This is a genomic window from Arthrobacter sp. NPDC057013 (assembly GCF_042674585.1).
Taxonomy (GTDB): domain Bacteria; phylum Actinomycetota; class Actinomycetes; order Actinomycetales; family Micrococcaceae; genus Arthrobacter.
Map to the genome: position 1 here is coordinate 203,625 of NZ_JBHUSE010000001.1, position 26,193 is coordinate 229,817.

General features: G+C 67.2%; 30 protein-coding genes and 1 pseudogene. 19 read left to right on the forward strand and 12 right to left on the reverse strand.

Annotation, left to right across the window (positions count from 1 at the left end):
• Positions 1-164 precede the first annotated feature (164 nt).
• Both ACFTSA_RS00980 and ACFTSA_RS00985 read left to right on the forward strand, forming a co-directional pair.
• A complete protein-coding gene (locus ACFTSA_RS00980) occupies positions 165-392 on the forward strand; it encodes a hypothetical protein (RefSeq protein WP_377948792.1) in 228 nt (75 codons plus the stop codon).
• A 261-nt stretch (positions 393-653) separates the two neighbouring features.
• On the forward strand, positions 654-1,286 hold the full coding sequence (locus ACFTSA_RS00985) for a hypothetical protein (RefSeq protein WP_377948793.1): 633 nt from the start codon (positions 654-656) through the stop codon (positions 1,284-1,286).
• Between the two features lie 330 nt (positions 1,287-1,616).
• Here the strand turns inward: ACFTSA_RS00985 and ACFTSA_RS00990 are convergent, their stop codons facing one another.
• Together ACFTSA_RS00990 and ACFTSA_RS00995 are read right to left on the reverse strand one after the other, a co-directional pair.
• A complete protein-coding gene (locus ACFTSA_RS00990) occupies positions 1,617-1,847 on the reverse strand; it encodes a three-helix bundle dimerization domain-containing protein (RefSeq protein WP_377948795.1) in 231 nt (76 codons plus the stop codon).
• A gap of 234 nt (positions 1,848-2,081) precedes the next feature.
• A complete protein-coding gene (locus ACFTSA_RS00995; RefSeq protein WP_377948797.1) occupies positions 2,082-2,555 on the reverse strand; it encodes a hypothetical protein in 474 nt (157 codons plus the stop codon).
• Positions 2,556-3,062: 507 nt separating this feature from the next.
• Between ACFTSA_RS00995 and ACFTSA_RS01000 the strand changes: the two genes are divergently transcribed.
• On the forward strand, positions 3,063-3,872 hold the full coding sequence (locus ACFTSA_RS01000) for an SGNH/GDSL hydrolase family protein (protein ID WP_377948799.1): 810 nt from the start codon (positions 3,063-3,065) through the stop codon (positions 3,870-3,872).
• Between the two features lie 149 nt (positions 3,873-4,021).
• On the opposite strand, the gene ACFTSA_RS01005 is transcribed toward ACFTSA_RS01000, so the two are convergent.
• Positions 4,022-4,930: a trypsin-like serine protease gene (locus ACFTSA_RS01005; RefSeq protein ID WP_377948801.1), complete on the reverse strand. Its 909-nt coding sequence runs from the start codon at positions 4,928-4,930 to the stop codon at positions 4,022-4,024.
• A 261-nt stretch (positions 4,931-5,191) separates the two neighbouring features.
• On the opposite strand from ACFTSA_RS01005, the gene ACFTSA_RS01010 reads away from it, so the two are divergent.
• The 7 genes from ACFTSA_RS01010 (at position 5,192) to ACFTSA_RS01040 (ending at position 9,356) form a co-directional block, all read left to right on the forward strand.
• Complete coding sequence (locus tag ACFTSA_RS01010; protein WP_377948803.1) at positions 5,192-5,896, forward strand: TasA family protein; 705 nt, start codon at positions 5,192-5,194, stop codon at positions 5,894-5,896.
• Positions 5,897-5,967: 71 nt separating this feature from the next.
• Positions 5,968-6,612: a signal peptidase I gene (locus tag ACFTSA_RS01015; RefSeq protein ID WP_377948805.1), complete on the forward strand. Its 645-nt coding sequence runs from the start codon at positions 5,968-5,970 to the stop codon at positions 6,610-6,612.
• Complete coding sequence (locus ACFTSA_RS01020) at positions 6,602-7,039, forward strand: hypothetical protein (protein WP_377948806.1); 438 nt, start codon at positions 6,602-6,604, stop codon at positions 7,037-7,039. Before ACFTSA_RS01015 ends, ACFTSA_RS01020 begins: the two co-directional genes overlap by 11 nt.
• Before the next feature lie 50 nt (positions 7,040-7,089).
• Positions 7,090-7,827, forward strand: a complete 738-nt coding sequence (locus tag ACFTSA_RS01025) for an ANTAR domain-containing protein (protein WP_377948809.1) — start codon at positions 7,090-7,092, stop codon at positions 7,825-7,827.
• Between the two features lie 136 nt (positions 7,828-7,963).
• Positions 7,964-8,491 carry an alternate-type signal peptide domain-containing protein gene (locus ACFTSA_RS01030; protein ID WP_377948812.1) on the forward strand — a complete coding sequence of 176 codons (528 nt, stop codon included), beginning with the start codon at positions 7,964-7,966 and terminating at the stop codon, positions 8,489-8,491.
• Positions 8,492-8,568: 77 nt separating this feature from the next.
• Complete coding sequence (locus ACFTSA_RS01035; RefSeq protein ID WP_377948815.1) at positions 8,569-9,189, forward strand: SipW-dependent-type signal peptide-containing protein; 621 nt, start codon at positions 8,569-8,571, stop codon at positions 9,187-9,189.
• A gap of 8 nt (positions 9,190-9,197) precedes the next feature.
• Positions 9,198-9,356 carry a hypothetical protein gene (locus tag ACFTSA_RS01040; RefSeq protein ID WP_377948817.1) on the forward strand — a complete coding sequence of 53 codons (159 nt, stop codon included), beginning with the start codon at positions 9,198-9,200 and terminating at the stop codon, positions 9,354-9,356.
• Positions 9,357-9,407: 51 nt separating this feature from the next.
• Here the strand turns inward: ACFTSA_RS01040 and ACFTSA_RS01045 are convergent, their stop codons facing one another.
• From ACFTSA_RS01045 to ACFTSA_RS01055, 3 genes and pseudogenes are all read right to left on the reverse strand, one after another.
• A complete protein-coding gene (locus ACFTSA_RS01045) occupies positions 9,408-10,028 on the reverse strand; it encodes a DUF305 domain-containing protein (RefSeq protein WP_377948818.1) in 621 nt (206 codons plus the stop codon).
• A gap of 137 nt (positions 10,029-10,165) precedes the next feature.
• Positions 10,166-10,624, reverse strand: a complete 459-nt coding sequence (locus ACFTSA_RS01050; protein ID WP_377948821.1) for a DUF6153 family protein — start codon at positions 10,622-10,624, stop codon at positions 10,166-10,168.
• Positions 10,625-10,707: 83 nt separating this feature from the next.
• Positions 10,708-12,851: pseudogene (locus ACFTSA_RS01055) on the reverse strand (copper-translocating P-type ATPase).
• A gap of 212 nt (positions 12,852-13,063) precedes the next feature.
• On the opposite strand from ACFTSA_RS01055, the gene ACFTSA_RS01060 reads away from it, so the two are divergent.
• From ACFTSA_RS01060 to ACFTSA_RS01070, 3 genes are read left to right on the forward strand one after another with little or no spacing between them, the layout of a single operon-like run.
• Positions 13,064-13,414: a metalloregulator ArsR/SmtB family transcription factor gene (locus tag ACFTSA_RS01060; protein ID WP_377948823.1), complete on the forward strand. Its 351-nt coding sequence runs from the start codon at positions 13,064-13,066 to the stop codon at positions 13,412-13,414.
• Positions 13,411-14,124 carry an aquaporin gene (locus ACFTSA_RS01065; protein WP_377948824.1) on the forward strand — a complete coding sequence of 238 codons (714 nt, stop codon included), beginning with the start codon at positions 13,411-13,413 and terminating at the stop codon, positions 14,122-14,124. The genes ACFTSA_RS01060 and ACFTSA_RS01065 overlap by 4 nt, the downstream gene beginning before the upstream one ends.
• Positions 14,121-14,531 (forward strand): arsenate reductase ArsC, encoded by a 411-nt coding sequence (locus ACFTSA_RS01070; RefSeq protein ID WP_377948825.1) that lies wholly within the window; start codon positions 14,121-14,123, stop codon positions 14,529-14,531. Before ACFTSA_RS01065 ends, ACFTSA_RS01070 begins: the two co-directional genes overlap by 4 nt.
• A 351-nt stretch (positions 14,532-14,882) precedes the next feature.
• Here ACFTSA_RS01070 and ACFTSA_RS01075 read toward each other — a convergent pair whose 3' ends face one another.
• Positions 14,883-15,557 carry a hypothetical protein gene (locus ACFTSA_RS01075; protein WP_377948827.1) on the reverse strand — a complete coding sequence of 225 codons (675 nt, stop codon included), beginning with the start codon at positions 15,555-15,557 and terminating at the stop codon, positions 14,883-14,885.
• Between the two features lie 176 nt (positions 15,558-15,733).
• Here ACFTSA_RS01075 and ACFTSA_RS01080 point away from each other — a divergent pair, with 176 nt between their 5' ends.
• Together ACFTSA_RS01080 and ACFTSA_RS01085 are read left to right on the forward strand one after the other, a co-directional pair.
• A complete protein-coding gene (locus ACFTSA_RS01080) occupies positions 15,734-17,005 on the forward strand; it encodes a glycosyltransferase (RefSeq protein ID WP_377948830.1) in 1,272 nt (423 codons plus the stop codon).
• A gap of 5 nt (positions 17,006-17,010) precedes the next feature.
• Positions 17,011-17,691: a class I SAM-dependent methyltransferase gene (locus ACFTSA_RS01085; RefSeq protein WP_377948832.1), complete on the forward strand. Its 681-nt coding sequence runs from the start codon at positions 17,011-17,013 to the stop codon at positions 17,689-17,691.
• Positions 17,692-17,739: 48 nt separating this feature from the next.
• On the opposite strand, the gene ACFTSA_RS01090 is transcribed toward ACFTSA_RS01085, so the two are convergent.
• Together ACFTSA_RS01090 and ACFTSA_RS01095 are read right to left on the reverse strand one after the other, a co-directional pair.
• Positions 17,740-18,036 (reverse strand): hypothetical protein, encoded by a 297-nt coding sequence (locus ACFTSA_RS01090; protein WP_377948833.1) that lies wholly within the window; start codon positions 18,034-18,036, stop codon positions 17,740-17,742.
• A 103-nt stretch (positions 18,037-18,139) separates the two neighbouring features.
• Positions 18,140-18,517: a MarR family winged helix-turn-helix transcriptional regulator gene (locus ACFTSA_RS01095; RefSeq protein WP_377948835.1), complete on the reverse strand. Its 378-nt coding sequence runs from the start codon at positions 18,515-18,517 to the stop codon at positions 18,140-18,142.
• 97 nt (positions 18,518-18,614) lie between these two features.
• On the opposite strand from ACFTSA_RS01095, the gene ACFTSA_RS01100 reads away from it, so the two are divergent.
• Positions 18,615-20,066 carry an MFS transporter gene (locus tag ACFTSA_RS01100; RefSeq protein WP_377948837.1) on the forward strand — a complete coding sequence of 484 codons (1,452 nt, stop codon included), beginning with the start codon at positions 18,615-18,617 and terminating at the stop codon, positions 20,064-20,066.
• A gap of 488 nt (positions 20,067-20,554) precedes the next feature.
• Positions 20,555-21,130 (forward strand): Hpt domain-containing protein, encoded by a 576-nt coding sequence (locus tag ACFTSA_RS01105; protein ID WP_377948839.1) that lies wholly within the window; start codon positions 20,555-20,557, stop codon positions 21,128-21,130.
• Here ACFTSA_RS01105 and ACFTSA_RS01110 read toward each other — a convergent pair.
• The 3 genes from ACFTSA_RS01110 to ACFTSA_RS01120 form a co-directional block, all read right to left on the reverse strand.
• On the reverse strand, positions 21,039-21,434 hold the full coding sequence (locus ACFTSA_RS01110) for a response regulator transcription factor (RefSeq protein WP_377948841.1): 396 nt from the start codon (positions 21,432-21,434) through the stop codon (positions 21,039-21,041). The two genes, ACFTSA_RS01105 and ACFTSA_RS01110, sit on opposite strands and share 92 nt — an antisense overlap.
• Positions 21,435-21,574: 140 nt before the next feature.
• Positions 21,575-21,946 (reverse strand): DUF202 domain-containing protein, encoded by a 372-nt coding sequence (locus ACFTSA_RS01115; protein WP_377948843.1) that lies wholly within the window; start codon positions 21,944-21,946, stop codon positions 21,575-21,577.
• A 3-nt stretch (positions 21,947-21,949) separates the two neighbouring features.
• Entirely contained in the window at positions 21,950-22,351 is a 402-nt protein-coding gene (locus tag ACFTSA_RS01120) for a YidH family protein (RefSeq protein WP_377948845.1), read from the reverse strand.
• Positions 22,352-22,496: 145 nt separating this feature from the next.
• Between ACFTSA_RS01120 and ACFTSA_RS01125 the strand changes: the two genes are divergently transcribed.
• Both ACFTSA_RS01125 and ACFTSA_RS01130 read left to right on the forward strand, forming a co-directional pair.
• Positions 22,497-23,609, forward strand: coding sequence for an EAL domain-containing protein (locus ACFTSA_RS01125; protein ID WP_377948847.1), 1,113 nt, complete (start codon positions 22,497-22,499; stop codon positions 23,607-23,609).
• A 206-nt stretch (positions 23,610-23,815) separates the two neighbouring features.
• A complete protein-coding gene (locus ACFTSA_RS01130) occupies positions 23,816-26,164 on the forward strand; it encodes a multicopper oxidase domain-containing protein (RefSeq protein ID WP_377948849.1) in 2,349 nt (782 codons plus the stop codon).
• The last annotated feature ends 29 nt before the right edge of the window (positions 26,165-26,193 follow it).

Consider the following 26,193-nt stretch of genomic DNA (forward strand, 5'->3'; position numbering starts at 1 on the left):
CACCCCGACTGCCTAGGAAAACCCTATGACGGCACCCCCGAAACGGGTTGGCCGGCAACGAATGGGGGTCCGTTTCCGTGCCCTTTTCCCATGGTGCAACCGCGAAGGTGGGAGTCAGAATTGGAGATTCAAGGGCGAGCGGAGGGCGGTGCGTGGTGAGGAAGATGCTGCTGCTGCTGCTGTTGATTCCGGTGCTTGCCGTGGCTGGCGGGCAGGTCTGCCGTCAGGTCTACGGCGGACCGGGGGACACCACATTGCCCGGTGTCGTTGTCAACCAGGGACCGGGGGCCGACCTGGATCTGGGACCAACCGCCCCTTCGACGACCGATGCACCGCTGCCGCTTCCGCCTCTTCCACCGCTTCCGTCCTCGGGGCTCGCCGTCAACAGGTAGGGGTGTGCCGTGCCGCTTGGATCGTTCCCGGGTGGCCCTCTTCGGCAGAACGGCGAGCGGACACAGGGCGACACGCCGGACTTACAACATGCGGTGGAGAAATTAGCGAACATTTTGTTTGCCTAATTGCAAGCGCGGGCTGTAATCTGCCGATTTAGGTTGTCCTAACTACGGACCATCCCTCTCCCCTCGCATGGCCCCGTGCACCGCAGCACGGGCGCACCCGCCGGCTGTCCGCCGGCGACCTTGAAAGGCAGCAGCATGTCCCCAGCAGCACCTGCTCCGGCACCGCCCGGCGCACCGCAGTCCCTTCGCAAGCCACAGACCGGCCATGTGTTGAAAGGTCCGAAAAGCCCGCGGCTCCGGCTGGTTCTGCTCGGAGTGTTGTGCACGGCGGGGTGGGCGGCCTCACTGCTGGTGGGGCACTTCATCGACTGCGGGCCTGAACTTCACCGGATCGGCTTGGCCGTCCACATCCTTGCCCTCGTGCTGTCCTTCGGCACCATCCTGGTGGTCGACTGGCTGGGCCTGCTGTGGCTGCTGGGCAAGGTGCAGATGCACGAGTCCGGGAGGCTGGAAGCCGCCGCGAAGCCGCTGATCTGGGGCGGACTTGCCCTGCTCCTGGTCTCGGGCTCCCTCATCGACCCCGACCTGACCAACCCGGTCACCGTCATCAAGCTCGCCTGTGTCCTCGCGCTCATGCTCAACGGCCTGAGTATCGCGCCGGCCATGCACCAGCTGCTGGCCCTGCCCGCGTGCACGCGCTTCGGGGAACTCGGCCGCAGGCTGCGGCTTCGTCTCATGGTGGCGCTCAGCATCTCGCAGGCCTGCTGGTGGACAGCTGTCCTCATTGGCCTGGTCAACAGCACACTCCGCCGCTGGGCCGGGGCCTAAGTCGCGCACATCGCTGCTGTCAAGGCACCGGGCCCGGGGAGGGCTCCGCCGTTCCCGGTGCCACCCGGTTGTCGCGCGGCAGACGAGTGTCCGGCAAGCAAAATTCTCGGGGGCATACCTTGGAAAAACCTTTGGCGCGCCAACTCACGGGCGGTACCCCGGCATTCGCCCGGGGGCCTTTCCGCCGGGCCCGGAAAGCATGGGGAACATTCCGGGCCCGGCGAATCAACCTGCCATCATTGCCCGTGATAGCCGGCCTGTTCGGCGTATGACAAATCTGTCTTGCCAGGCTTGGAGAAAGCTGGGAGTAGCTTGGGGGCCTCACGTAGCTTAAGCGCCGGCCCCGGAACCTTCAGCGGCAAATTCACGGCGGAGCCGCGTCTTCGCGCCCTTTTCAACCAGGGTGGGGATGAACGTTCTGATCCGGCCGGAGTCGAGCGCGTCATATTCCTCGGAAACGATCCCGGCAATCCGTCCCCGGTCGGCTTCCGGGAACCGCCCGGCAAGCCGTTCCACCACCTGCTCGACGGTGGACTCTTTCTCATCATCGCTGTCGCTCATCGACCCAGTGTCGGTTACCTCCACGGAACCGTCAACGGAAAACTGGCAGTCGCGGGGCGCCGCCGTCCGCCCGCTGCCCCGACTATCCGGCCACAATCCAACCAGGGGGCGTAATCTGAAAGAGGCCGGCGGCGGACCGGCCCGATGGTCCCCATGCCAGAGGGCACACCCAGCCCGTCGTCGGTCCCGTGGCTGGCACCACCCGTGGCCGACATTCCGGGGGAGACTGCGGAACTACCCGCCCCACACCGAGAACGAGCCGGAATGCCCGGTGATCACGCTTTGGTAGATGACGAAGAGGCCGGCTAGCACGCCCAGGGCCAGTGCCCCGATGCGGGCGGGACGGGAGCGCTGGAATGCGGCCAGCGCGGGAATGGTCTCGGCCAGGGGCGTGAACGTTGCGGCGAGCATCAGCAGCACCAGGAAGAAAAACACGACGGCGGTGATCTTGAGGATATCGCCCTGCCGGGCGTGGGCCTGGATGGCGTCGGTGGCGCCCCGGGTTGCCTGCAGCTGCTCGCCCGCCGAGGCCGTGACGAGCGCCAGCGGGGCCAGGATCAGTGCCAGCACGCCCAGCGGCCAGGCGAGATACCGGCGGGTGGGGCGGGCCAGGCCGTAGACGACGGCGCCCAGGCCGGCGAGCGGCCCGAAGACCACGACACCGTGGACCAGGAGAATGTGGGCCGGAAGGCCGCCGATCAGCAACACTGGAAGCTCCTTGCAGGTCAGAGGGGCGCAGGCACCTTGAATCTAACACCGGGAGAGCCGGTGACCTATGGGATGGGACCGAACGGATTGCCAGTCGGACTGCCCAAGCGTCGGCGTGCGGCCAGGGCCCGGACACCCAGCCCGGCCAGCCCGGCCGAGCAGGAACGCCACGAGGCTCGCAGTGATGCACGCAATGACGCCGGCCAGCAGCCCGGCAGGCTCACGGTGGCTCCTTGCGTGCATCGGCGGTTGGGACGGCGCGCAGCGTGCGGGCAGGAAGAATAATACACCAAATGGATTAATTGCCCGGCGAGGAAATTTTTCACAAACGGGGGAACTTTTCAGGAATTTCCCGCAGCGTTCGAACGTTCCTTGGATAACGCCGCAGGCGTACCGCGCCAGGGGCGTAAGGGAGAGGACGAGGCGATGAAACACATCGGCCGATTTGGACCCCGAAACTCCGCTGCGGACGCAACGGCTTCACACCCTTGGAGCCGGTATGTGGCAATGGGAGATTCGTTTACCGAGGGTGTCGGCGACCCCGAGGAACGCTGCGCCGGAGGGCTCCGGGGCTGGGCGGACCGGGTGGCAGAGGAGCTCAGCGCTGAGCGGAAGGACTTTGCGTACGCCAACCTGGCCATCCGTGGCCTGCTCTTGGACCAGATTCTTGACAGGCAGACCGAACCGGCGCTGGAGCTGAAGCCGGACCTGATAACGCTGTCCGCCGGCGGCAATGACATGGTGTTCCACCGCACCGACCCGGACAAGTTGGCGGCCAAATTGGAGGCCGGCGTCGAACGGCTGAGTGGCACCGGTGCCACGATCATGCTGTTCGCCGGGCCGGACTGGCGGCACACGCCGTTCCTGGGACGGAGCCGTTCCAGGGTGGCCATCTTCAACGAGAACATCCGGATTGTCGCCGCCGCGCATGACTGCCTGCTGGTGGATCTGTGGACCCTGCCGGGGCTCCGGGATCCCCGGATGTGGGACCCGGACCGGCTGCATTTCTCACCACTGGGCCACCACACCATCGCCATGCAGGTCCTGAACACGCTGCAGGTGCAGCACTCGCTCCAGCCGCTGGAGCCGAAGGCGCTGCCGAACAGCAACTGGCGCGACGCCCGTGCCGGGGACCTCGCCTGGGCGCGTAACTACTTCCTGCCGTGGGCATGGCAGCGGATCGCTATGCAGCGCGCCGCCCTGCCGCTCGTCCACGACCCGGCGCCGGCACCCCTGATGCCCAAGCGGCCGGTGTTCGCCCCGGTGTATGCCGTGCGGACGGTTGCGGTTAAGGCCGCGGCTGAGTTCCTGGCGTAACAGCCGGAACCAGGGGAGCAAGCAGGTGAACGGACGACGGCGGGTGGCCACCCGCCGTCGTCCGCTCACCTTTGCCTTGCGCCCGCTAGAACCCGCCCAATCCGGCAAACACGGACAGGAACAGGGCGAGGACGAGCCACAGCAATGCGTTAGCCGACGACGGCGGAAGCGAACTTGATCTGGCTGAACTCGGCTCCCGTGCTGGCCTTGATCCAGTCGATCACGTCCTGCCGGTCCGTGCGGTAGGAGAAGTTCGTCCCCTTGCAGTACCGGTTGTGGTTGAACGACGTGATGCCGGTGATGATGTTCGACTCGGAGGTGCCGTAGAACAGCGGGCCGCCGGAGTCAGCGTTGCAGGTGCCGCCCAGGCCGTTGCCGTTGCCGTTGGTCTGGACGTTGTAGCCGTCGGCGCTGGCGCTGTTGAGGTTCGTCAGCTTGGACTCTGCCATGAGCCGTTCCCGGAAGGAGGTCTCGCCTGCGGACGGACTGGCCGCGGAGATTCCGAAGCCGCTGGACGTGAACGTGGTTTCCTGCTGCCCGCGTTTGGAGCCCAGCGAGTCGAGGGTTCCCGCCGCGGCGAGGCGGCCGTATTCGCTGAGCTCGATGGGCTGGTCCAGGATCACCAGCCCGGCGTCCTTGGTTTCGGGCACCGCGTCCATGCTGGTGTAGCCGTAGTTGTACATCTTGAGGGAGGTGGCGCACAGGGTCCCCTCGGTTCCCGCCGCGCAGGTGCTCGGGTAGCCGGTGTCGGGATCAATCCCGGTCTGCGGGCTCCAGTCCACGCCGGCGTCCTGCTGGAAGTAGACGCGTGCCGAGGAGGCGCCTGCCGTGCAGTGCCCCGCGGTGAGGAACACCGTCGGCGTCAGCAGTGAGCCCGAGCACCTGTGGTTGAACCCGCCATTGGAATCGTAGAAAACGATCAGCCCCACGAAGGGGTGCTCGGTGTCCTTGACGTAGTCCCCGGTGATCGCACCTGCCGGAACCGCCGTCGTCATGGCCAGCATTGCGGCAACGGCCAGCGCGCCGCTTGCGGCGCGCAACTTTTTCAAAATGCGCATAAAAGCCCCAGCTTCCTTTTGCACAGCGCCCGGAAGCGCACATCAGTGTACGCGGCGGCCGCCAAAGTGTTGTCACCGCCCAAATGGGACGGTGACTCAAGATACCACCTGTAAGCAGGGGGTTTTCCTCCCTCACCACCACGCCACTCAACTACGCAGGGCCCCCAAGGTGCAGCTTGAGCAAACCTTGAGGCAGGGCGGAAATATCTTGATCGAGTATTGACCCGTCGCCGCCAGAATCCTTGAGGTTCCCGGCACAAAGTGGTCATCACCGGCACCGAAGACCGGTCCCACTCAGTCCGCAGGTCGGACTCCACCAAGAAACGGATGTTCGCCATCATGGGTCTCAACCTGAACTCCACCACCGGCAAGGTCGTCGCCTCCCTGGCACTGGTCGGCAGCGCAGCCGCCGTCGCAGGACTCGGCACATACGGTGCCTTCACCTCCACCACCTCGGCGTCCACTGACGTCTCGTCCGGCACCGTGGCTATCGCCCTGGGCACCGGTGCCGCCAGCCGCCTTACCGTAGCCGCCACCGGGCTGGTCCCGGGCGACACCGTCCAGCGGGCAGTCACCCTGAGCAACGCCGCCGGCAATCAGGCACTGGCCGGCATCAAGCTGACCACCGCTGCGGCCGCTGGCGCCACCTCGGTGCTGAACACCGACCCGACCAGTGGCCTGCAGCTGAACATCGACAACTGCTCCGTGCCGTGGACGGAAGCAGGCACCGCACCGGCCTACACCTACACGTGCACCGGCGGCACCACGACCAGTGTCCTGGCTTCCCGCGCGGTCATCGGCACCGACCTGCCGCTGTCCAACCTCACCAGTGTCGCGGCCAACAAGACAGACTACCTCCGGGTTACCCTGACCCTGCCCACGGGTGCCGACAACGGCTTCCAGGCCAAGAGCAGCACCATCGACCTGACCTTCACCGGCACGCAGCGCTCCGGCACCGACAAGTAACCCCCGAACGTCCCCTCCGCCGACTGACCCCCAACAGCGGCGGAGGGGGCCCTCACGGAAGGCAGACAGCCATGACAGCTGCAACGGGAGCCCCCGCATCAGGCACGGCTAACCCAGCGGTTCCGGCCGCCGGCGCATTGCGCACGGTGGGCCGCGTCGTGGTGAGCACGGTGACAACCGTGCTCATGGTTGTCGCTCTTGCGGCCTTCCTTTTCCTGGCCGTTGGCCCCCGGTTCCTGGGGTATCAGACATCCACCATGCTCACCGGTTCCATGGCCCCGCTGATCAACCCGGGCGATGTTGTGGTCTCGGTCCCGTCCCCGGTCGGCTCCCTGAAGGCCGGGGACATCATCACCTACAAGATCCCGGTGGAAGATCGGCGCGTCGAGACGCACCGGATCGTCGAACTCAAACGCAACAGCAACGGGACCACAACGGTGCGCACCAAAGGCGACGCCAACAACGGCGCAGACCCCTGGCAGGCCACCATCCAGGGTGACACCGTGGACGTTCAAGCCGCCACAGTACCCTACCTTGGAACAGTGATCCGGTCCCTGCGCGAACCGGCGGTCCTGATGGTTCTGACGTACGCGGCGCCGGGCATTCTGGTGCTGATGCTTCTGGCCAGGATCTGGCGAAAGGGACCCGACACTGTAAAGGGGTCCCGGGATGGGGCGGACGGTGCGCCGGCGCAAGCCGCAGCCCGTGTCCGGTAGCCGTCAGCCCGCCGACACGAAGAACGTGTCCCGGGTCCGGCGTGCCGTCTGCGTCACCGGAATCGCAATGCTGCTGGTGGGTGCACCGGCCATCGCCCAGGCGGCGTTCACCGGCAAGGCTTCTGGCCAGGTCACAGCGGCCACTCTGGTCCTCCCCGCACCAGTCAACGCTAGCGTGACGGCCACCTGCGGCAGCGGCCGCGCCCTGAACGTCACCGTTAATAACTACGGAACGGTGCCGCGGGCAACCTCGTACCAGTTCATCCTGCTCGACCCGAGCGGAACCGCAGTTCAAACCACCAACGGGTCATACTCAGCTCACCCAGCAACCAAAGGCACCTGGACGTACCAGGTCCGCGGCAACTACACGGCAGCTCCCGGCAACGTCTGGACCGGAACCCCCTACCAGGGCACTGTCACTTGCTGACTCTCCCACAGTCTTGTCCTGCTGGGCGGCTGCTTCTAACGTTTGTGGTTATGGGCACCGGAGATCAGTCGGACGACTTCGAGCAGCTTCACGCCCTGATCACCAATTCCGAGGACATCAAGGGCTTCCTGGACCGAATGGCCAGTTTCGCGGCCACAGCGCTGACGCGGTCCGCGGGCGCCCCGATCCAGTGCGCCGTGACGCTTCACCGGCGAAAGCGCAGCGCAACGATTGCGGGCAGCAGCGATGAAGCGGTGATGCTGGACGGAATCGAAGACCGCCTGGGAGAAGGGCCCTGCGAGGAGGCGCTTCAGACCGGGAACCCGGTGCTCCTTGGTGATGTTGCCACGGACGGGCGCTGGCCGCGGTACCGCAAGACTCTCGAAGCCGCGGGATGCAAGAGCGTTCTGGGCATGCCCCTTGATCTGGGGCCGAACGCGGCAGGGGTCCTGAACTTTTTCGCTCCGGCCACCGGCCTGTTCACTGAGGACGCCGTCTCCGATGCCGAGGTTTTCGCTGTCATGGCCGCGCAGGCCCTGCGTCTGGCGCTGAGGATCGCGGCCGCGGACCAGCTCGCGGAAGACCTGAGGGCCGCCATGGAAAGCCGGACGGCGATCGACCTGGCCCGCGGCATCATCATGGCACAGAACCGCTGCTCCCACGAGGAAGCCTTCGAGATCCTTCGGCGCAGCTCCAGTACGCGGAACCAGAAGCTGCATGACCTCGCCGAGGAGATCGTGGCAGGTTTTTCGGGCACGCCGGCGGCAGCGACCCATTTCGAGGACTGAACTGATCATTCCGGTGCCACACCGCCCTGAAAATCTTGAGTGAATCCTGATCATTTAGCGCATATTGTCCTGAGGCCTGCCCGGCATTGTTCTGTGCAGAAGGAAACCATCCGTACAAATTTTGAAGGGTCTCATCATGAAGAACAGCGCACTCATCAAGGGAACCGCCGCCATCGCCGTTGGCGCTGCACTGCTGCTGGGCGGCGGCGGCACCCTGGCCTCCTGGAACGCCTCGGCCTCCGGCGCCCCCGGTACCGTCATCGCCGGTGACCTGAACGTCGCCGCTGCCACCGGCACCTGGACTGACCGCAACGGTGCCACCATCGATATCTCCACCTACAAGGTGGTTCCGGGCGACAAGTTGACCTACACCCAGGCCCTGACCGTGACACTGACCGGTGACAAGATGGCCGCGAACGTTACGGCGACGGGCACCGGCGCCGTCAACGGCTTTACGCCGGCGAACGTGGTGGTTTCCGCGCCCGCCCTGACGATCGGCAGCACCCCGGTCGCCAACCCGCTGAAGACCTCGCAGACTGTCACCGCCACCATCACCTTTGAATTCCTGTCCAGCACCACGGGCCGTTCGGACGTGACCAAGGCCTACAACTTCGGCAGCGTCGGTTTCGCCCTGAACCAGGTCACCCAGTCCGGCCTGTCCTAGTCTGATACCGGCGGGTTGTGCGGCCGCGCGGCCGCACGACCCAGACGAACGTGATCGGCAGGCCGGGAGGAGGAACCATGCGCGTCCCGCGTGCTTTGCGGGCAGCGGCGCTGATTGCCACTGCGGTGCTCCTGGGCCTGCTGGCCGTTCAGGGCACGTACGCGCTGTGGAATGCCGCCACCACCGCCGCGCCCGGAACAGTGCAAGCCGCGTCGTTCACCGTTAACCTCACCGGGTCCCCTTCCGGGGCGAGCAGCCCGATGACGCTCGCCAATGGGCAGGCCGCCATTCTGTCGCTCAACTCCACTGCCGCTTCCCTGACGCCGGGGACCTCGGCCTACGCCAGTGCAACGGTGGTGAACGCCTCCGACGCCGGCGGAACCTTCAGCATCAGCGTCACCGCCGAAAGCGCGAATGTGGCCAACGTGGGAACTGGCACGCTCGCGGCATCCCTGACCGTCAACGCCAAGATCGGCGCGACCACGGCCGAGTGCTCAGTCACCACCGGCTACAACACGGCGCTGACGGCCACCACCGGCCTGAGCTCAGCCGCTGTTCCCAAGGGCGGCAGCACCGTGGTCTGCTTCCAGGTCACGCTCGCCGCCAACGCTCCGGCCGCGGTGAAGGGGCAGTCCGCGACTATCACGGTTCCCCTCACCGCGCGCCAACTTTGCGGTGTGCCCACGGGCTGTCCTTGATAGTCGCGGTGACGGTGCTGCTGGGCGCAGGCGGCGGCATCGCCTTCGGACCGTGGCAGCAAACGGCCACCACCATGGCGATTAACGCCGCCACCGTTTGGCCCGGCGACCAGGCGGTCCTGAGTTGCAGCTACGCCGGCAAGGGAAAGGCCACCTGCACAGCGTAGGGCCCGCCAGGGTACGCCGCGCTGGGCCGCCGGTGCCAGCCGGGGTGCTGGCTATAAAGCGGCCAGCAGGTCCTTCATCTCCTGGATTTCCTTCTGCTGCGCGGTGCTGATGTTCTTGGCCAGGGCAACAGCGTCGGGGTTCTGTCCGCCGTCCTTCTCGACGTTTGCCATCATGATGGCGCCCTGGTGGTGCGTGATCATCTGGGCCAGGAACAGCTTCGCGGCCTCGGCGCCCTGGGCGGCGTCGAGTTTCTTCATGTCGTCGGCGCTCATCATGCCGCCCATGGCCCCGTGGCTGGACATGTCATGCCCGCCGGGCGCCGCCGTGGATTCATTCCAGCTCTTCAGCCAGCCCGTCATAGTTTCAATCTCGGGGGACTGGGCCGCCTTGATCTTTTCTGCGAGGGCGGTGACCTTGGCTGGCACGTTCTGCTTCTTGAGGATCACGTCACTCATCTCCACGGCCTGTGCGTGGTGCGGGATCATCATCTGGGCGAACATCGTGTCGGCGGAATTGTGGGCGGCAGCGGATGCGCTGGCACTGCCGGACGTCGCGGTGGCCGGCGCGGTTCCGGTTGTAGTGGTGCCGCCGCCGGACCCACTGCCGCAGCCGGCCAGGGTGATTGCCGCAGCGACGGCGGCGGTGGAAAGGGTCAGAAACTTCTTGTTCATTTGGATCAGGTCCTTCAGCGTTCAATCGGCGCTGGGGCGCCGGAAAGGAGGATGGCGCGCTTCAATCCGCGCGCGAACACGCGGACATCGCCGCGCCTCTGGGGCTTGCGCCGGAGCGGTCCCGGCAGTGTCCTGTTTTACGTCCGGCTGATGGACAGTTGACACGGCGAAGGCGTTCCGGGGAGATAGGCATAGCCTCTCCTCGCCGGTCCTGCCGGGCCGGCACCGACCAGCGCTGCCAATATGGAAGTACCCGGCGCCGGCACGGCCAATGTGCCGGTCTTGCCCGCGGGGATGCATGAGAAGGTCATTGACTGGGTTCCGATGCAGTCCCCGTCGGGACATCCTGCCGCAGCCGAGACCGCATGACCCGTGGCCGCGGGAACAGCATCAGGACTCATGCCGTGGGTGGCCTCGTCTGCGGGGTGCGGGTGCCCGTGGGATTCCGCGGCCGCCATCGCGACGGTCGGGCCGTGCGTGAGGTGGTGGCCGTTCATGACATGCATGCCGAAGATCCCGGCAATAATGGCGAGCACCAGGGAAAAGAGTCCGGCACTGCGCAGGAACGTCGCCGCATTGCTGCGGTATGCAGGCATGACAATTCCTCCTTCCGTGCCGACCAGTGTGGTTTTAGGCTACCGGGCCGCGGGCTCCGGCATGGATGGTTGCGTCCGCAGGTTCAGCGCACCTGCGCCGGATTCAGCTTGACCCGGCGCAGCAATTGGGCGTTAAGTGCGACGACGATCGTGGACACTGACATGAGCACGGCACCGGCCGCCGGGGAGAGTGTGACTCCGGCGAAGGCCAGCACCCCCGCTGCCAGCGGGACGGAGATGACGTTGTAGCCCTGGCCCACACCAGGTTCTGCCACATCTTGCGGTAGCTGGCGCGGGACAGGTCCACCAGGGAAAGCACTGCCCGGGGATCGTTGCCGGCCAGTACCACGCCGGCCGATTCCACGGCGACGTCGGTTCCGGCGCCGATTGCGATGCCAACCTCGGCCCGGGCCAGGGCGGGGGAGTCGTTGACGCCGTCGCCCACCATCGCCACCTTGAGGCCCCGGTTCTGGAGTTCGCTGACCTTCTTGTCCTTGTCCGCGGGCAGGACCTCGGCGAAGACCTCATCGATGTTCAGTTCGTCCGCGACGGCCTGCGCCACCTGCCGGGCGTCGCCGGTGATCATGGCCACCTTGATGCCGCGGTCCTGCAAGGCCGCGACGGCCTGCCGGGACTCGGCCCGGACGGCGTCTTCTAGGCTAACGGCGCCCAGTACCCTTCCGTCGGCCAGGACGTGGAGCACGGCGGCGCCGCGGTCCATCCAGGCCCCGGTGGTCGCGGCCAGCTCAGCGGGTTCGGTGACGGCGAGTTCCCGCAGCAGGGATGGCCCGCCCACATGAACAGCACGGCTGTCCACGTGGGCGCTCACGCCACGGCCTGTCATGGACCTGAAGCCGGTTGCCTGGGGAACGGAAAGGCCCTCTTCCCGCGCCGCCCGGACGATTGCACGCGCCACAGGGTGTTCGCTGTCCGCTTCCACCGCGGCGGCGAGGGTCAGCAGCTCATCCCGGGTTACGCCGTCGGCGGCTACAGCCTCCCGTAGCTCCGGCTCACCTTTGGTCAGCGTGCCGGTCTTGTCGAACAGCACGACGCCGACGGTGCGCATACGCTCCAGTGCCATCCGGTTTTTGATCAGTACCCCGGCGCGGGCCGCCTGCTCGGTGGAGATCGCGATCACCAGCGGAATGGCCAGGCCGAGGGCGTGCGGGCAGGCGATCACCAGGACGGTGACCGTGCGGGTCACCGCTTCCGGGACACTGCCCAGTAGGGTCCAGGCGATGAAGGTGATGACGCCGGCGCCCGCGGCGAAGTAGAAGAGGAACGCCGCGGCCCGGTCGGCAAGGGCCTGCGCCCTTGATGATGAGGCCTGTGCTTCGGCCACGAGGCGTTGGATGCCGGCCAGCGCGGTGTCCTCGCCGACGGCGGTGATGCGGACCCTGACCGTGTTGTCCGTGGCCACGGTGCCGGCGATGACTGCGTCGCCGGGGGAGCGGGGGACCGTTTTGGATTCGCCGGTGATCATCGATTCGTCGAATTCAGCCCGCCCCTCGGTCACCGTTCCATCCGCGGGCATCCGCGCCCCGGACCGGATCAGCACGAGGTCCCCGGCCCGGAGCTCGGAGACAGTGACTGTCTCGGTGCCGGCAGCGGTGATTCGTTCCGCTTCGTCGGGCAGCAGTGCTGCGAGCGCCTCCAGGGCTCCCTGGGCCGAGCCGAGTGCGCGCATCTCGATCCAGTGGCCCAGGAGCATGATGGCCACGAGCAGGGCAAGCTCCCACCAGAAGTCGAGGTCAAAGCCGCCGATGCCCAGGGTGGTCACCCAGGAGGCAACGAATGCGACGCTGATGGCCATGGCGATCAGCAGCATCATGCCCGGGCGGCGTGCCCGGAGTTCATTCAGGCCGCCCTTGAGGAACGGCTGGCCGCCGTATAGAAAGACGACGGTGCCCAGCACAGGCGGGATCCATGCGGACCCCGGGAACTCGGGCGGCATGTAGCCGAGCAGGTCCCCGAACATCGGGCTGAAGAACACTACGGGAACGGACAAAGCCAAAGTCAGCCAGAACCGGTTCTTGAACATCGCGGTGCTGTGCCCGGCGTGCTGGCCGTGGGTGTGCACCACGTGGTCGTCATGCGCGTCATGGCCGGTATGCAGACCAAGTCCGACGCCGGCAGCTGGGTCAGGCGCCGGGTCCACCGGTGCGTTGTGTTTCGCGTGTCCGGCGACGGCCGTCCGCGGTGATCGGTGCAGGGTGTGTTCTTCCATGATTTGTCAGTTCCATTCCACTGTGACGGATGGGTGCGCTGGGGTTGAACGGCTGTGACGGGGACGCCCCCTGGACAAACCACTCACTGACAACGCTGACAATATACCCCCTAGGGGTATTCGGGTCAAGGATGCAGGTGCCTTTTTGGGGCCCCCGGTGGAGGTGCCATCTTGACGCAGACATAGATGGATGTGAATATTCAGATGTGTCTATGTCTATGGAACTGACCCCCGTTCAAACGGTGGCGTGCTGCTCCCCGCTGGCCCGCGAGCCGCTCTCCGCATCCGAGGCGGAGGGCATCGCCCCGCTGCTGAAGGCGCTGGCTGATCCGGTGCGGCTCCGGCTGATGTCGCTCGTCGCCTCCCATGAGGGCGGCGAGGCCTCCGTCTGCGACCTGAACGACGCATTCGAGCTGTCGCAGCCGACCATCAGCCACCACCTGAAGCTGCTGCATGAGGTGGGCCTGCTGGACCGCGAGAAGCGGGGTGTCTGGGTCTACTACCGGGCGCGAACCGAGGCGCTGGAAAACCTGGCCGCCCTGATCGGGGGCCAGGCGAAGTGACAGTACTGATGCGCAGGGCCGGTGCGGAATTCGTTGGCACGGCGTTCCTGGTCATGGCCGTCGTCGGCTCCGGCGTGATGGCGTCCCGGCTTTCCCCGGACGACGTCGGCCTGCAGCTTTTGCAGAACAGCCTCGCCACGGGTGCCGCCCTGGTGACGCTGATCCTGGCGCTGCAGCCCGTCTCGGCGTCGTTCAATCCGGTGGTGACGCTGGTCGAGCGCGCCCTGGGCATGATCGACACCGGCGCTGCCCTGGGCCTGATCGCCGCGCAGTTCCTCGGCGGCCTGGCCGGGACGGTGCTGGCGAACCTGATGTTCGGCGTCGGCCCCGTCACGTTCGCCAGCCACGAGCGCTCCGGCGCCGGTCTTTGGCTCGGCGAGGTCATTGCCACAGCCGGGCTGCTGCTCATCGTGTTCGGCACGGTCCGCTCCGGCAGGGCGGACCGGGTGGCATTCGCCGTCGGCGGATACATCACCGCCGCGTACTGGTTCACCAGCTCCACCAGCTTCGCCAACCCGGCCGTGACGGTCGCCCGGACCATCACCGATACCTTCGCCGGGATCGCGCCGGCCTCCGCGCCCGGCTTCATCCTGGCCCAGCTCCTCGGCGGCGCCGTCGGTTACGTCCTGGTCCGCCTTCTCTACCCGACACTTGTCCCAGCCACCGCCACGTCCGCCGCGGAAGCGGCCAACCGAAAGGTCCTCTCATGACCGGAAAGCCCTCCGTCCTGTTCGTCTGCGTCCACAACGCCGGCCGGTCCCAGATGGCCGCCGCGTTCCTCACCACGCTGTCGCACGGCGGCATCGAGGTCCGCTCCGCCGGATCCCAGCCGGCGGAGAAGGTCAACCCGTCCGCTGTCGAGGCCATGGCCGAGGTCGGCATCGACATGTCCGCGGAGATACCGAAAGTCCTCACCACCGAGGCCGTCAAGGAGTCCGACGTCGTCATCACCATGGGCTGCGGCGATGAATGCCCGTACTTCCCCGGCAAGCGCTACGAGGACTGGGTCCTGGAAGATCCGGCCGGCAAGGGCGTGGACTCCGTCCGCCCTATCCGGGACGAGATCAAGACCCGTGTGGAGGCCCTGATCGCCTCCCTGATCCCGGCCTCCGCATAAGCAAAACCGTAAGGGGAGGGGGTGACATTGATGAACACAGGCTGCTGCGACGACAACTGCTGCGACGACGATCAGGACTGCTGCTGACCTCCCACTCCGTATCCAACCTGCCCGCCCACCCGGCGGGCAGGTTGGACAGCCGGCCTCGCCCGAACAAGGAAGAATCACCCTCATGACGGCGAATACCCCAAGCCGGTCACCGACGACGTTATCGGCGGCGTGGATGTCGTCGTCGTCCTCGGCACCGAAGCCAGGATCGAACCGCGGGATGGCACCCGGCTTGAACTCTGGGTGCCGGACGAACCCTCAGAACGCGGCATCGACGGCATGGAACGGCGTTGCCGATCCCACTCAGCGCGGCGGCGGGAGTTCAGCTCCGGACCGGACCGGTCCGGCAGTGAGCGCGCCGAGCTGGATGGCGCCCATCTGTAAGGCGCTGGCAACCACGATGAGGAAGATGCCCATGGCCAGCAGCGGCCAGTCGACGGGCAGGAACGGGATGGTCAGGGTTTCCCGGACGTCGGACTGCTCCGGGCCGGGCAGGCCCAGTTCCTGGGCGGTGGTGACCGTGGCGACGGATTCCAGGATCCCGGGGAGCATCCCCGCCAGGAAAACCGCGACGCCGGCCCCCGCCACCGCGTACATGCCGGCCTTTGCCAGGGGCCGGTAGCGGAGCAGTTGACGGCAGAGGAGCGCCATCACCAGGCAGACGGCCACCACGGGCAGGTGGCGCAGCAGCGCGGCGACGGTCAGCATCAGCCGGGCCGGGAGCGGAATGTAGCTGAGGGTCAGGGACGCGGTTTCGTACTGGCCGGCCAGGACGCCGCGGCTGCCCTCGCCAATATCAGGAAAGAAGCTGTTCAGCAGGGAGACGGAGAGGACCGGATCGCCCACCCAGATCCCGTAGATCTGCACTCCGGCCAGGCACCACGCAATAACTGCCACGGTCAGGGCACCCCACAAAATGCCGTGCAGCATCCCGCGTTCGGCCCCGGACAGCCTGCCGGTCGACGTCAGTCCGGCCATGAAATTCCCCCGATAGTCCCGTAGCGTGCGCGGTCGCGCGTACCCACGGGGAAGCATATCCGTTGGGCGGCCGAAAAGTTCGACGGCGGGGCGGTGCCGGCGGCTTTGGGTGCACCACCGCGAATCAGACGGCCGCGGCTCTATCCCCGGACCCGCACAGGCCATAGGCTCCGAGCATGTCATCAGTCATCGTTTGCAGCGGCCCCCACGACGGCCACGTATCGCCCATGCTCGGAGTCGCTGGCCACCTGATTGACTGCGGTCACCGGGTGCGGTTCCTCACCGGCCCCGACTACGAGGCCGCGGTGAAGGCCGTCGGAGCCGAGTTCCTGCCGCTGGGGCCGGGCGCCGAGTACTCGGCCGAGCCCAGCTCGGCCACCGGCGTGCAGGCGATCCGCGAGGGCATCCGCGGGCTGGTGATCGAGCCGGCCCGCGGCCAGTACCTGCCGCTCGAGGCCGCCATCGCCGCGGAGCACACGGACGCCGTCCTGGCAGAAGTCACCTTCATGGGCGCCGCCACGCTGTCCCGGCTTCCGCGCAGCCAGCGCCCCGCCGTCATCGCCTGCGGGATCCTGCCGCTGACGCTGTCCAGTCCGGACTGCGCGCCCTATGGTTCGGGCCTGGCCCCGGGCAAGGGGAAAGCAGCGCGCCTGCGGAACCGCGTGCTGAACTGGATGGTTGAGGATGTGGTGCTGAAGGACAGCCAGCAGCAGGTGGACGACCTCACCCGCGAACTCGTGGGCGTGGGGCTGGACGGGCTGTTCATCCTCGACTGGGCCCGCCGCGCCGAACTCATCGCCCAGTTCACTGTGGAGGAATTCGAGTACCCGCGCTCGGACGCGCCGGACAACCTGCGCTTCTTCGGGCCGATGTCCCGGCACGCCGCGTCCGCCTCCGTGACGCCGAAGCCCGACTGGTGGGGCGAGCTGGATGGCTCCCGCCCGGTGGTCTACGTGACGCAGGGGACCGTCTCCAACGAGGACTTCACCGCGCTGGTGGGTCCCACCCTCGAAGGCCTTGCGGAGGAGGACGTCACCGTCGTCGTCAGCACCGGCCGCCGCCCGCTGTCGGCGCTGCCGCCGCTCCCGGCCAACGCCCGCGCCGCCGAATTCCTCCCGGACGCGGAGCTCCTGCCGAAGGTGGCCGTCTACGTCACCAATGGCGGCTACGGCGGCCTCCACTACGCCATGGAAAACGGCGTGCCCATCGTGGTGGCGGGGGACACCGAGGATAAACCGGAGGGAGCCGCCCGGGTTGCCTGGGCCGGCGTCGGAATCAATCTCAAAACCGGACGGCCCAAGCCGGCGGCCATCCGCCACGCCGTCAAAAAGGTGCTGAGTGACGGCCACTACTGCGACGGGAGCCAGCGGATCGGCAGGGCGATCGCCGCATCGCCGGGCGTGGCCGGCCTCATCGACGAGATGGAAGCGATGCTGCGTAAGGAGTGAACGGTATGGACAGCGGTGCGGACCAGGGCGGCGCCCAGGCGCTGACGCACCTCCAGCATCCGCGCTTCGCCCGTGCCTACGCACGTGCGGTCGGGCGGATGAACAGCCGCGGCGCCACCGAACACCGCCGCCGCCTGCTGGCCGGACTGTCCGGGGCGGTCATCGAGATCGGCGCGGGGGACGGATCGGCCTTCGCGCTCTACCCGCTGGCGGTCACCCACGTCCTGGCCCTGGAGCCCGACGACTACCTCAGAGGCCTCGCCGCGAAACGTGCCGCCACGTCCGCCGTGCCGGTGACCGTGAAGGCTGCCGCCGCCGAACGCATCCCGGCCGACGACGGCAGTGCGGATGCCGTCGTCGCCAGCCTCGTACTGTGCAGCGTCGCGGACCAGGCTGCCGCGCTCGCGGAAATCCGCCGCGTCCTCCGCCCCGGCGGCACCCTTGCCTACTACGAGCACGTCCGCTCCGGCCGCCCCGTCCTGGCCGCCGTCGAAGACCTGCTCACCCCCGCTTGGCAGCGCCTGGCCGGCGGATGCCACCCCAACCGCGACACCCTCGGCGCCATCACCAAGGCAGGGTTCACTGTCCGGGACAACCAGCGTTTCGGCTTTGCCGTCCAGTCGTTGACCCCGCCCGTGGCGCACATCCTGGGCCACGCCACCAGCCCGGGACCGCCCGGGGATTGACGACGGCGGCCGTGGGTTAGGCGCCGCCGCCGGGGTGTCCGTCACTTGTCAGGTGTCAGCGCCAGGAGTGAAGTAGTTGTGCACTTCGTGATAGGTAATTTTCGGTTGCTCCGGTATCCCGGCCTCTGCACTGTAGGGACCGATCTGGTCCCGCGCGAAGGCCTCGTACTGCTCGCGGGATTGCCAGAGGTCCGTGACGAGCAGCCCATCGTCCGTTGCCGCCACCCAGTGCCCAAGGGCGCCGGCCGGACCGGGGCCGCCCTTGGTCAGGTTCATTTTTTCGATGACCTGATCGTATTGCGCCAGCGTGGCGCCCTTGAATTCCATAATGACCGCGACTGCCATCTCCTGCTCCTCATACACCTCGTTGTGCAACGGCCCGCATCTGGACCGATACGGCTGGTTGTACGCGCAGGAGGTAGCCCCGTCAAGAAGCAGTAAGAAGGGGTCAGCCCAGGTTTTCCTTCAGCAGCGCGCGGTGTTCGACGGCGGCTGCCTGGTGGAGCTTGCGGCCCGCCGCCGTGAGCTTGAGGTACAGCGACCGGCGGTCGTCGGCACAGGACTCGCGGGTCAGCAGCCCGGCCTTCTCCAGCCGGTCCACCACCTTGGAGACGGCGCTCTGGCTCATGGGGGTCCGCTCGCCGAGTTCCTTCATCCGGCACGAGGACTTGCTGTTCTCGGCCACCAGGTCCAGGATCTCGAACTCGTTCAGGCCAATGTCGAACTTGGCGTCCAGCGCCCGGTCGAGGGCGCACGAAGTGCGGAAGTACGCGTCCTGGATGCTGCGCCATTGCTCAACCAGCAGGCGGTCCGTCGTCGAAGCCATGCCCCGATTTTACCCGACAGACAAACTCAAGTCCACGTCATAATATTCCGTGTCATATTCCTTGTCATTGAATGACGCGTCATATAGATTTTCAACCATGACATCACCCACCACCCTCGAACGATCTGCCGGCCCCATCGCCACGGCTGTCCGCTGGACCCGCGCCCAGTGGCTCCTGCTCATGGTTGTCTGCACCGTGCTGGCCCTGGACGGCCTGGACGTGTCCATGGTGGGCGTGGCCCTGCCGTCCATCGGGCGCGAACTGAACCTCGGCACGGACGCCCTGCAGTGGATTGTCTCCGCCTACGTCCTCGGCTACGGCAGCCTGCTGCTGCTGGGCGGCCGGCTCGCCGACCTCCTGGGCCGCCGCCGGATCTTCCTCATCGCCCTCTCGGTCTTCGCCGCCGCCTCCCTGCTGGGCGGACTCGTGGACGACCCCGCCATCCTCATCGCCACCCGGTTCGTGAAGGGCCTTGCCGCCGCCTTCACCGCGCCCACCGGCTTTTCCATCATCACCACCAACTTCGCCGAGGGCCGCCACCGCAACAAGGCCCTCTCGATCTTCACCACGTTCGGTGCCAGCGGCTTCTCCCTGGGGCTCGTCGTCGGCGGTCTCATGACCAGCCTCAGCTGGCGCTGGACCTTCCTGGTTTCCGTGCCGATCGCCATCGCGGTGGTCATCCTGGGCGCCCGCTTCATCCCGCGGGACAGGCCCGACGCCGCGGACAGCGGCCATGACATCTGGGGTGCCGTCACCCTGGCGCTGGGCATGCTGGGACTCGTGTACACGCTGGTGTCCGCGCCGGAACGGGGCTGGGGATCTGTGGCAACAATCGCCGGATTCATCATCTCCGCCGCGGTGCTGGCGGCCTTCGCCGTCATCGAAAACAAGGTCAGGCACCCGCTCATCCGCTTCGGCATCCTGCGCGAGGGCTGGGTGGCGCGGGCCAACCTCAGCGCGGTGGGGCTGTTCGGCTCCTACCTCAGCTTCCAGTTCATCGTGACGCTGTTCCTGCAGACCGCCCTGGGCTGGAGCCCGCTGGCCATGGCCCTGGCCCTGCTGCCGACGGGACTGATCGTGGCCACCAGCGCGCCGTTCGCCGACCGCCTGATCAACGTGTTCGGTGCCACCCGGCTGATTCTGGCCGGCCTGGTCTCCATGGGCCTCGGCTACGTCCTGTTCCTCCGGGTGGGCACCATGCCCAACTACGCCCTGGACATCCTGCCCTCGATCATCCTGCTGGGCATCGGCTTCGCCCTGGCCTTCCCGTCCATCAACGTCCAGGCCACCGCGGGCATCAGGGACTCCGAGCAGGGCCTGGCCGCCGGGCTCATCCAGACCAGCACCCAGGTGGGGGCCGCGCTGGTTCTGGCGGTTACCACGGCAATGGTCAGCGGCGGGCATTCCGACGGCGGTACCGTCCGAAGTGCGGCCGCCATGCTTGAGCAGTACCGGCCGGGGCTGGTGCTGAGTGCCGCCGTCGCCATCGCCGCGCTGCTGGTTGCGGCTCTGCCGGCACGACGGCGGGCGGCCGCCCTGCCTGCGTAGGCCACTCAGGCCTGGGCTGACGGGCGCTCATGCCGCCGGCTCCGTGTGGTTCGGCGCATACGCGTCCGGAACCCACGGTGATGCCGGCGGCCTGAGTCGGGGCCTCAACACTATCCGCCCACATACACTCAACACCCTGTGCGCCGTTTTGAAACGAGTGGCCGCTACCTGTTTTTCGCCAGCCGCGGCCACCCGTCTGCACAGGCGAATCAGTTTCGGCGCACCCCCAAAACTGGTGGCCTAGGGCAACTTAAATAGGGAAGTCCGAGGTTTTTCCAAGGGCTGACTATCAGTATTGAAATGTCCCGGTGGTGAGGCCCCGCCAAACCGAACCCCGGGACGGCCGGGCCCGGCAGCTCCCCCTCCAGAAAGCGCCGGGCCCGGCTATCCGCAGGACGGGAACAGGTACCGTCAGCGAACGCGCAGGGTTTGCACAGGATCGCCCTGAGACACCACCGCGGCGGGGCCTTGGACCCTAGCCTTGAAATGTGCCCAGAACACCCGCCACCGCTGCCACTGAGGAACCGGCCCCCAAGGGGGAGGAGCCACACCTTTTCCGTCTGCCCGGACGCCCGGCCGACGTGGCCGGCGGCAGCCGCGCGCCTGGTCCCGTGGTGTGGGTGGACGCGGAGGTACTGCGGGACCTCGAGGAGCAGCTCGCCGGACCCGCGGTTGTCCAGCGCTTCATTCATGACTACGTCTCGCTGTGGCCGCGGCGCCATGAGACCCTGGCTGACGCCATCGAACGGCAGGATGCCGAGGCCGCGCTGGATGCGGCCATCAGCCTGAAAGTCTCGTCGTCCATGGTAGGAGGCACCCCCTTGGCACACCTCGCGCAGACGCTGCAGGAAACCATCCAGGCAGGAAACTTTCCGGCCGGCGGGGAACTGCTGACCGCCGTCGGTGTCTGCGGGCGCGCGACAGTCAACGAGCTCGTCGCCGGCCACGCGAGGCCGGGGGCGATTCGGTCAGCTACACCGCATGGTGAACCGGCCCCGCGGTTCCGGCGGCCAGCATCGCCTCGATCCGGGTCCGCAGCTCACGGGGACGGAACGGCTTCGTGATGTACTCGTCGGCCCCGCAGTGCAGCGCTTCCTCGATGTCCGCTTCGTCGGCGCGACCCGTGAGCATCACGGCCCGGGCGGCGCTGAAGGGCCGGATGCGCCGCAGGACTTCGAAACCGTCGATGTCCGGAAGCCCGACGTCGACAGTCACCACACGGGGAAGCCGGCGCCGCACGAGGTCCACCCCCTCAAGCCCGCTGGCCGCGGTGTAGACGGCAAATCCCGTCTGTTCCAGGACTGCCCGCAGCAGATTGCGCATATCGGCGTCGTCCTCAATGACGACTGCCACTCCCAATCCGGTCATGGTCAAACTCCACGTCTGGCGGGTGCTTGAGCCGGCCCAGCACCAACTCCAAGTTCACCGCCCACACCACACGCTACAAGTCTTGGGGCCGTTTTTCAGCATAAAATTTGCTGGATTCAAGAGAGCGGCCAAATGACGGGTCAGGACAGCACCAGCAACACGCCCAGTGCGCCGAGCGCAACGCAGGCGCCGGCGGTCCAGAAGACGGCCGCGATGTCCGGTGACAGTTGCCCCGCCCGGATGCCTCTAACGCTGCGCCGGTAGCGCCGCCGCTGGGTGGCGTAGATGCCGGTTCCGGCGGCGACGGTGAGGCCGAACATCGCCAGCACGAACGGTCCCTGGTCCGGCAGCCAGCGCAGGCACACTGCGCTGGCGGCGATCAGTGTCAGGACCGTCCGGCCCCATGCCAACGCGGTGCGTTCGGGCTGCAGCCCGGGGTCGCCGTCGAGCGGTCCATGGATTTGCTGGGGGCCGTCGCCGGGCAGGGGAGCGGTGGCCGGGTTTTCGTCCATGGTTCAGGCCAGGACGACGACGGCGATCACCACCGCCGCCGCGACGGCGCAGCCGGCGGCGAGCAGCGGGCCGATCAACGGCAGGGGCAGCGGCCGGTTGGACCGCAGGCTGGCTTCAACCCGCAGCCAGCGGATGGCGGATCCGGCGCTCAGCAGCATTCCCAGGAGAAGGAGCAGGACTGACAGCGCGCGGCGGATGGGCTCGGGAAAGACGTCGGTGGTGAAGGCCTCCACCGCGATGCCGCCGGCGAGCAGCGCCAGGGATGTGCGGATCCAGGCCAGGAACGTCCGCTCATTGGCCAGGGTGAAGCGCGGATCAGGCTCGGTGCCGCCGGGCAGGAGCTTCTCGGCGAACCGGCTTCTGCGGGAGTCGGGGCCGGGCGGCGGGGTGGGGGTGGACGGCACCGTCACAGTCTAGCCAGTGCCGCTGTTAACAGGTTTGTGAAATTCCTGTCACAGACGTGTCAAGACGGCTCAGCTGCGTTTATGATGCATCCGAAGGCAGGAAGTCCAGCCAGCGGCCAGCTGCCCGGAACCAGAGGAGTGCCCCTTGGACAACACCCGGTTCCCTGATGACGACAGCTGGCCGGAGGATGACGGGGCCGCTGCCGAAATACCGCTGGTGCGCGAGCAGGCCTACGAGATTATCGACGCGGTCCTGTCCGGCACGGATCCGGAAGGGGCCGAGATCCGGGACCGGCTGCGGGAGCACGTGGCAGCGCATCCCGGCAACCCGGAAGCAGCGCTCCATGAGCACCTGGTCTTCACCCGCTCCCTGGCCCGGCAAGCCGACAACGGGCCCAACCCCGGAAACCAGGATGTGCACCGGCATCCGGCCGAGGGGCAGATCAGTGTCCCCGGCCACGGCCAGGCGGCCATCGAGGCGGTCCTGCACGGCGGCATGCTGGTCACGGCTTACCAGCCGATCCACGATCTGCGCCGCGGCGGCGTCATCGGCGCTGAAGCCCTGACGCGTTTTTTGTGGGAGCCGGACGGCGACGGTGCGGGTTCCTGGTTCAAGAATGCCGCCGCCGTCGGGCTGGGCGCTGACCTGGAGTTCTCAGCGCTGCAGGCGGCTGTGGCCGCGGCGCAGGATTTGCCGCCCGGGCTGGTTGTGGCGTTGAACCTCTCCCCGGCCGTGTGCCTGGATCCCCGGCTGCCGGGGTTCCTGGCACGCGCGTCCCTGGAACCCTCGGGGATCATGCTGGAACTCACCGAACCGCTCCAGCCCGAGCAACTGGGTCCGCTGCTGGACGTCCTGACGCCGCTGCGCAGTTCCGGCATGGGGCTGGCGGTCGATGAGGCGGGCACGGACGCAGCCTCGATGCGCCACATCCGGTCCCTCCGGCCTGATGTCATCAAGATCGGGCGCTGCCTGGTCACAGGGATCGAGGCCGATCCCAGCCGCCAGTACCTGGTCGCGGACCTGGTTGAATTCGGACGCCAGACCGGGGCCGCGCTGGCCGCCGTCGGAATCGAAACCCCCGACGAACTTGCGGTTCTGACCCGGCTGGCAGTGGCCGCCGGCCAAGGCCATTTCCTGGGCCAGCCCACGGTCGATGTGAAGGAATGGGCCACCTGGGCCGGTCCCGCCTCGGCGAACGGCCAAAGCGGACACGGGCGCCACACGGCAGCCGGGCCGGAACAGCTGAACGGACGTTGACGCTTCCCGGATAGCCGCGGGCCTGGCATGTCCTGCCGGGTCCTGCTGGTGCCGTATGTCAGGACATGCCGCCTTACAGATGGAACCCCAAGATTTCCCTAGGCTGCCCCCGGCACCATCAATGCCTGTCTGAAAATCGCAATTGGGGGCGACATGGACCTGTGTTTCTCATCTAATCCCGGTCTCCAATACACAGGAGGCCGGCAATGGCAGTACTAGACGTGCACATCAACGACGGATTCGTTCCGATGGTGGACGGTTCACTCGTTTACCACCGGGGATTCGGGGACCGCCGCACTGCGGTCAATGATCCGACCCCGGCGCTGGCACTGAGCCCGCGGGTCATCACCGCCAACGGCCGCGTTGTGGCCAGCCGGACCTATCCGCTGGGAGCTCCTGTACCGCCGCACGGCAGGCCCCAGCCGCTGCGGCCGGATCCTGCAATAACCCGGAACGTCCTCGCCCGGCGTGGTTACTGGGCCAGCTTTTTCCCGCCGCGGACGCTGATCGCGGAAACCGGCAGCACCATCGAGATCATGGTGCACAACAACGTCGCCCAGCCGCACGAGATCCGGTTCCACCGTGCCGGACCGGGCGGTGCGGACATCGGCTCCGGTCCGGTGGCACCGGGAAAAACGAAACTGCTGCGCTTTCCGGCACCGCGGCCGGGGACCTACGTGTATACGGACCCGGGCAACCAGCCCGTGGAGCGAACCCTCGGCCTGTACGGCGGCCTGGTGGTGATCGATCCCCGCAACGCGTGGCGGCTTGCCCCGGGCGCGGCGGAGTTCGAACGCCAGTGGCTGTGGCTGTGCCACGACGTGGACTCCAACTGGGCCCGGATCGCATCGAGGGGGCAGACGGTCGATCCCCTCGCCGTCCCGGCGGTGCCGAACTATTTCACGATCAACGGGTTCTCCGGTTTCCAGTCCCTGGCGGTCACCACTGACCCGGCGTTCAACGACCGGCGGCACGAGGACACGCTGCCCTCCGGCCATCCGCGCGAGACGGATGTGCGCAATTTCAGCGCCACGCCTTCCGCCGGGGCCATCCGTACCGGGCACCTCATGCGGATGCTCAACGCAGGCATCGTGGACCACCAGCTCCACTACCATGGCAACCACGTCTGGACGGTCCGGGCGAACGGCATTGACTTTCCCCGCTCCAACGGCCGCGTTTCTCCCCAGGGCGACGTGCAGTTGCAGCAGTGGGAGGACACCATCCAGCTGCAGCCGCTGGAGCGGAAGGAGGCGATGCTTCCGGTCAGGCGGCCGCCGGAAACCGTTGACCAGGTGTGGAACGCAAGGAACGAGGACTGGACTTATCCCATGCACTGCCACGCGGAGCCGTCCCAGACAGCCCGCGGCGGGCTGTACCCGGGCGGGCTCGTGGCGGACTGGGTGCTGGCAGCCCAGCCGGCCCCTGCGGAGGGGACGCCGCCGACGGCCGCTGATCCGCACCACACGTTCCGGAGCCAGGTGGACTTCTCGTCCGACCAGCCGCATGAGGGCAGTCCTAAAACCGAGTTCCCGCTGAAGCCGGACGTCTTCCTCCTGATGGACTTCTTCAACAGGAAGTTCGTGTACCCGGACGGCTCCGAGCATGAGATGTGGAGCTTCGAGGGCAACAAGTTCGGCCGCCAGATCCCCGGAACCACTGTGCGGATGCAGGAGGGGCAGCTGTTCCAGGCCACGATCAAGCCCAGCAAGAGGGTTCACACCATCCACTGGCATGGCATTGAACCGGACCCGAGGAACGACGGCGTGGGCCACACGTCCTTCGAAGTCACGGGGCACTACACATACCAGTGGAGGCCGGACGTCGCCGAGCGGGGCAACCCCAACAGGGGCGCGGCGGGCACCTACTTCTACCACTGCCACGTCAACACCCCGCTCCACGTTCAGATGGGCATGTTCGGCGCGATCGTCGTCGATCCCCGGCCCAATCCCGCTTTGCCGGCGCCCGCCGGAACCCGGCGTCACTCGTTTGAAGGTCCGCTGTATGACGCCGCCACCGAAACGCTGATTGCGCCGTACTCCCTGGATCCGCGGTGGCACGAACTGAACCACGCCGCGGGACTCAACGGTGAGGATGTGGGGCTGAACCGATTCGAGCCCAAGCACTTTTTCCTCCTCGGCGGCAACATCCCCAACCGTCCGCGGGGCGACGACATAGTCTGGGCCGTCTCCCAGATGCGGGCCAACGTTGCTGGAAACGGCAGGTACCCCACGCTGGTGCGCATGGTGAACGTGGACTACTTTCCCACGCTGACCAGGATCACGGATGCAGCGGGAAGGCCGGCCAAGATCGCAGAGTTGATCGCCCATGACGGGCGGCCGTTCTGGACCACGCCGAACCCGACAGGCCCGGCGGTACAGCCGTCCATGGCCGGCCAGCCGCTCCTGACCGACATCATCAAGTCCGGCGCGGCGGAGAAGTTCGACTTCCTGCTGCGTCCGCCGGCGCCGGGGAAGTACACCATCAGCATCAGCTTCCTGCATTGGGTCACTTCGGAGGTGCTCGCCACCCGCACCGTGACAGTCAACGCCGCCTGACCAATACCCGCCGGCCGGCCCGAAAGGGC

Coding starts and splice junctions, on each gene's coding strand:
- ACFTSA_RS00990 (WP_377948795.1), bottom strand. CDS start 1,847: ATGAGCGACAGCGATGATGAGAAAGAGTCCACCGTCGAGCAGGTGGTG.
- ACFTSA_RS01070 (WP_377948825.1), top strand. CDS start 14,121: ATGACCGGAAAGCCCTCCGTCCTGTTCGTCTGCGTCCACAACGCCGGC.
- ACFTSA_RS01035 (WP_377948815.1), top strand. CDS start 8,569: ATGCGCGTCCCGCGTGCTTTGCGGGCAGCGGCGCTGATTGCCACTGCG.
- ACFTSA_RS00980 (WP_377948792.1), top strand. CDS start 165: ATGCTGCTGCTGCTGCTGTTGATTCCGGTGCTTGCCGTGGCTGGCGGG.
- ACFTSA_RS00985 (WP_377948793.1), top strand. CDS start 654: ATGTCCCCAGCAGCACCTGCTCCGGCACCGCCCGGCGCACCGCAGTCC.
- ACFTSA_RS01090 (WP_377948833.1), bottom strand. CDS start 18,036: ATGGCAGTCGCGGTCATTATGGAATTCAAGGGCGCCACGCTGGCGCAA.
- ACFTSA_RS01080 (WP_377948830.1), top strand. CDS start 15,734: ATGTCATCAGTCATCGTTTGCAGCGGCCCCCACGACGGCCACGTATCG.
- ACFTSA_RS01005 (WP_377948801.1), bottom strand. CDS start 4,930: ATGCGCATTTTGAAAAAGTTGCGCGCCGCAAGCGGCGCGCTGGCCGTT.
- ACFTSA_RS01130 (WP_377948849.1), top strand. CDS start 23,816: ATGGCAGTACTAGACGTGCACATCAACGACGGATTCGTTCCGATGGTG.
- ACFTSA_RS01110 (WP_377948841.1), bottom strand. CDS start 21,434: ATGACCGGATTGGGAGTGGCAGTCGTCATTGAGGACGACGCCGATATG.
- ACFTSA_RS01085 (WP_377948832.1), top strand. CDS start 17,011: ATGGACAGCGGTGCGGACCAGGGCGGCGCCCAGGCGCTGACGCACCTC.
- ACFTSA_RS01100 (WP_377948837.1), top strand. CDS start 18,615: ATGACATCACCCACCACCCTCGAACGATCTGCCGGCCCCATCGCCACG.
- ACFTSA_RS01030 (WP_377948812.1), top strand. CDS start 7,964: ATGAAGAACAGCGCACTCATCAAGGGAACCGCCGCCATCGCCGTTGGC.
- ACFTSA_RS01075 (WP_377948827.1), bottom strand. CDS start 15,557: ATGGCCGGACTGACGTCGACCGGCAGGCTGTCCGGGGCCGAACGCGGG.
- ACFTSA_RS01025 (WP_377948809.1), top strand. CDS start 7,090: ATGGGCACCGGAGATCAGTCGGACGACTTCGAGCAGCTTCACGCCCTG.
- ACFTSA_RS01050 (WP_377948821.1), bottom strand. CDS start 10,624: ATGCCTGCATACCGCAGCAATGCGGCGACGTTCCTGCGCAGTGCCGGA.
- ACFTSA_RS01060 (WP_377948823.1), top strand. CDS start 13,064: ATGTCTATGGAACTGACCCCCGTTCAAACGGTGGCGTGCTGCTCCCCG.
- ACFTSA_RS01045 (WP_377948818.1), bottom strand. CDS start 10,028: ATGAACAAGAAGTTTCTGACCCTTTCCACCGCCGCCGTCGCTGCGGCA.
- ACFTSA_RS01115 (WP_377948843.1), bottom strand. CDS start 21,946: ATGGACGAAAACCCGGCCACCGCTCCCCTGCCCGGCGACGGCCCCCAG.
- ACFTSA_RS01015 (WP_377948805.1), top strand. CDS start 5,968: ATGACAGCTGCAACGGGAGCCCCCGCATCAGGCACGGCTAACCCAGCG.
- ACFTSA_RS01000 (WP_377948799.1), top strand. CDS start 3,063: ATGGGAGATTCGTTTACCGAGGGTGTCGGCGACCCCGAGGAACGCTGC.
- ACFTSA_RS01095 (WP_377948835.1), bottom strand. CDS start 18,517: ATGGCTTCGACGACGGACCGCCTGCTGGTTGAGCAATGGCGCAGCATC.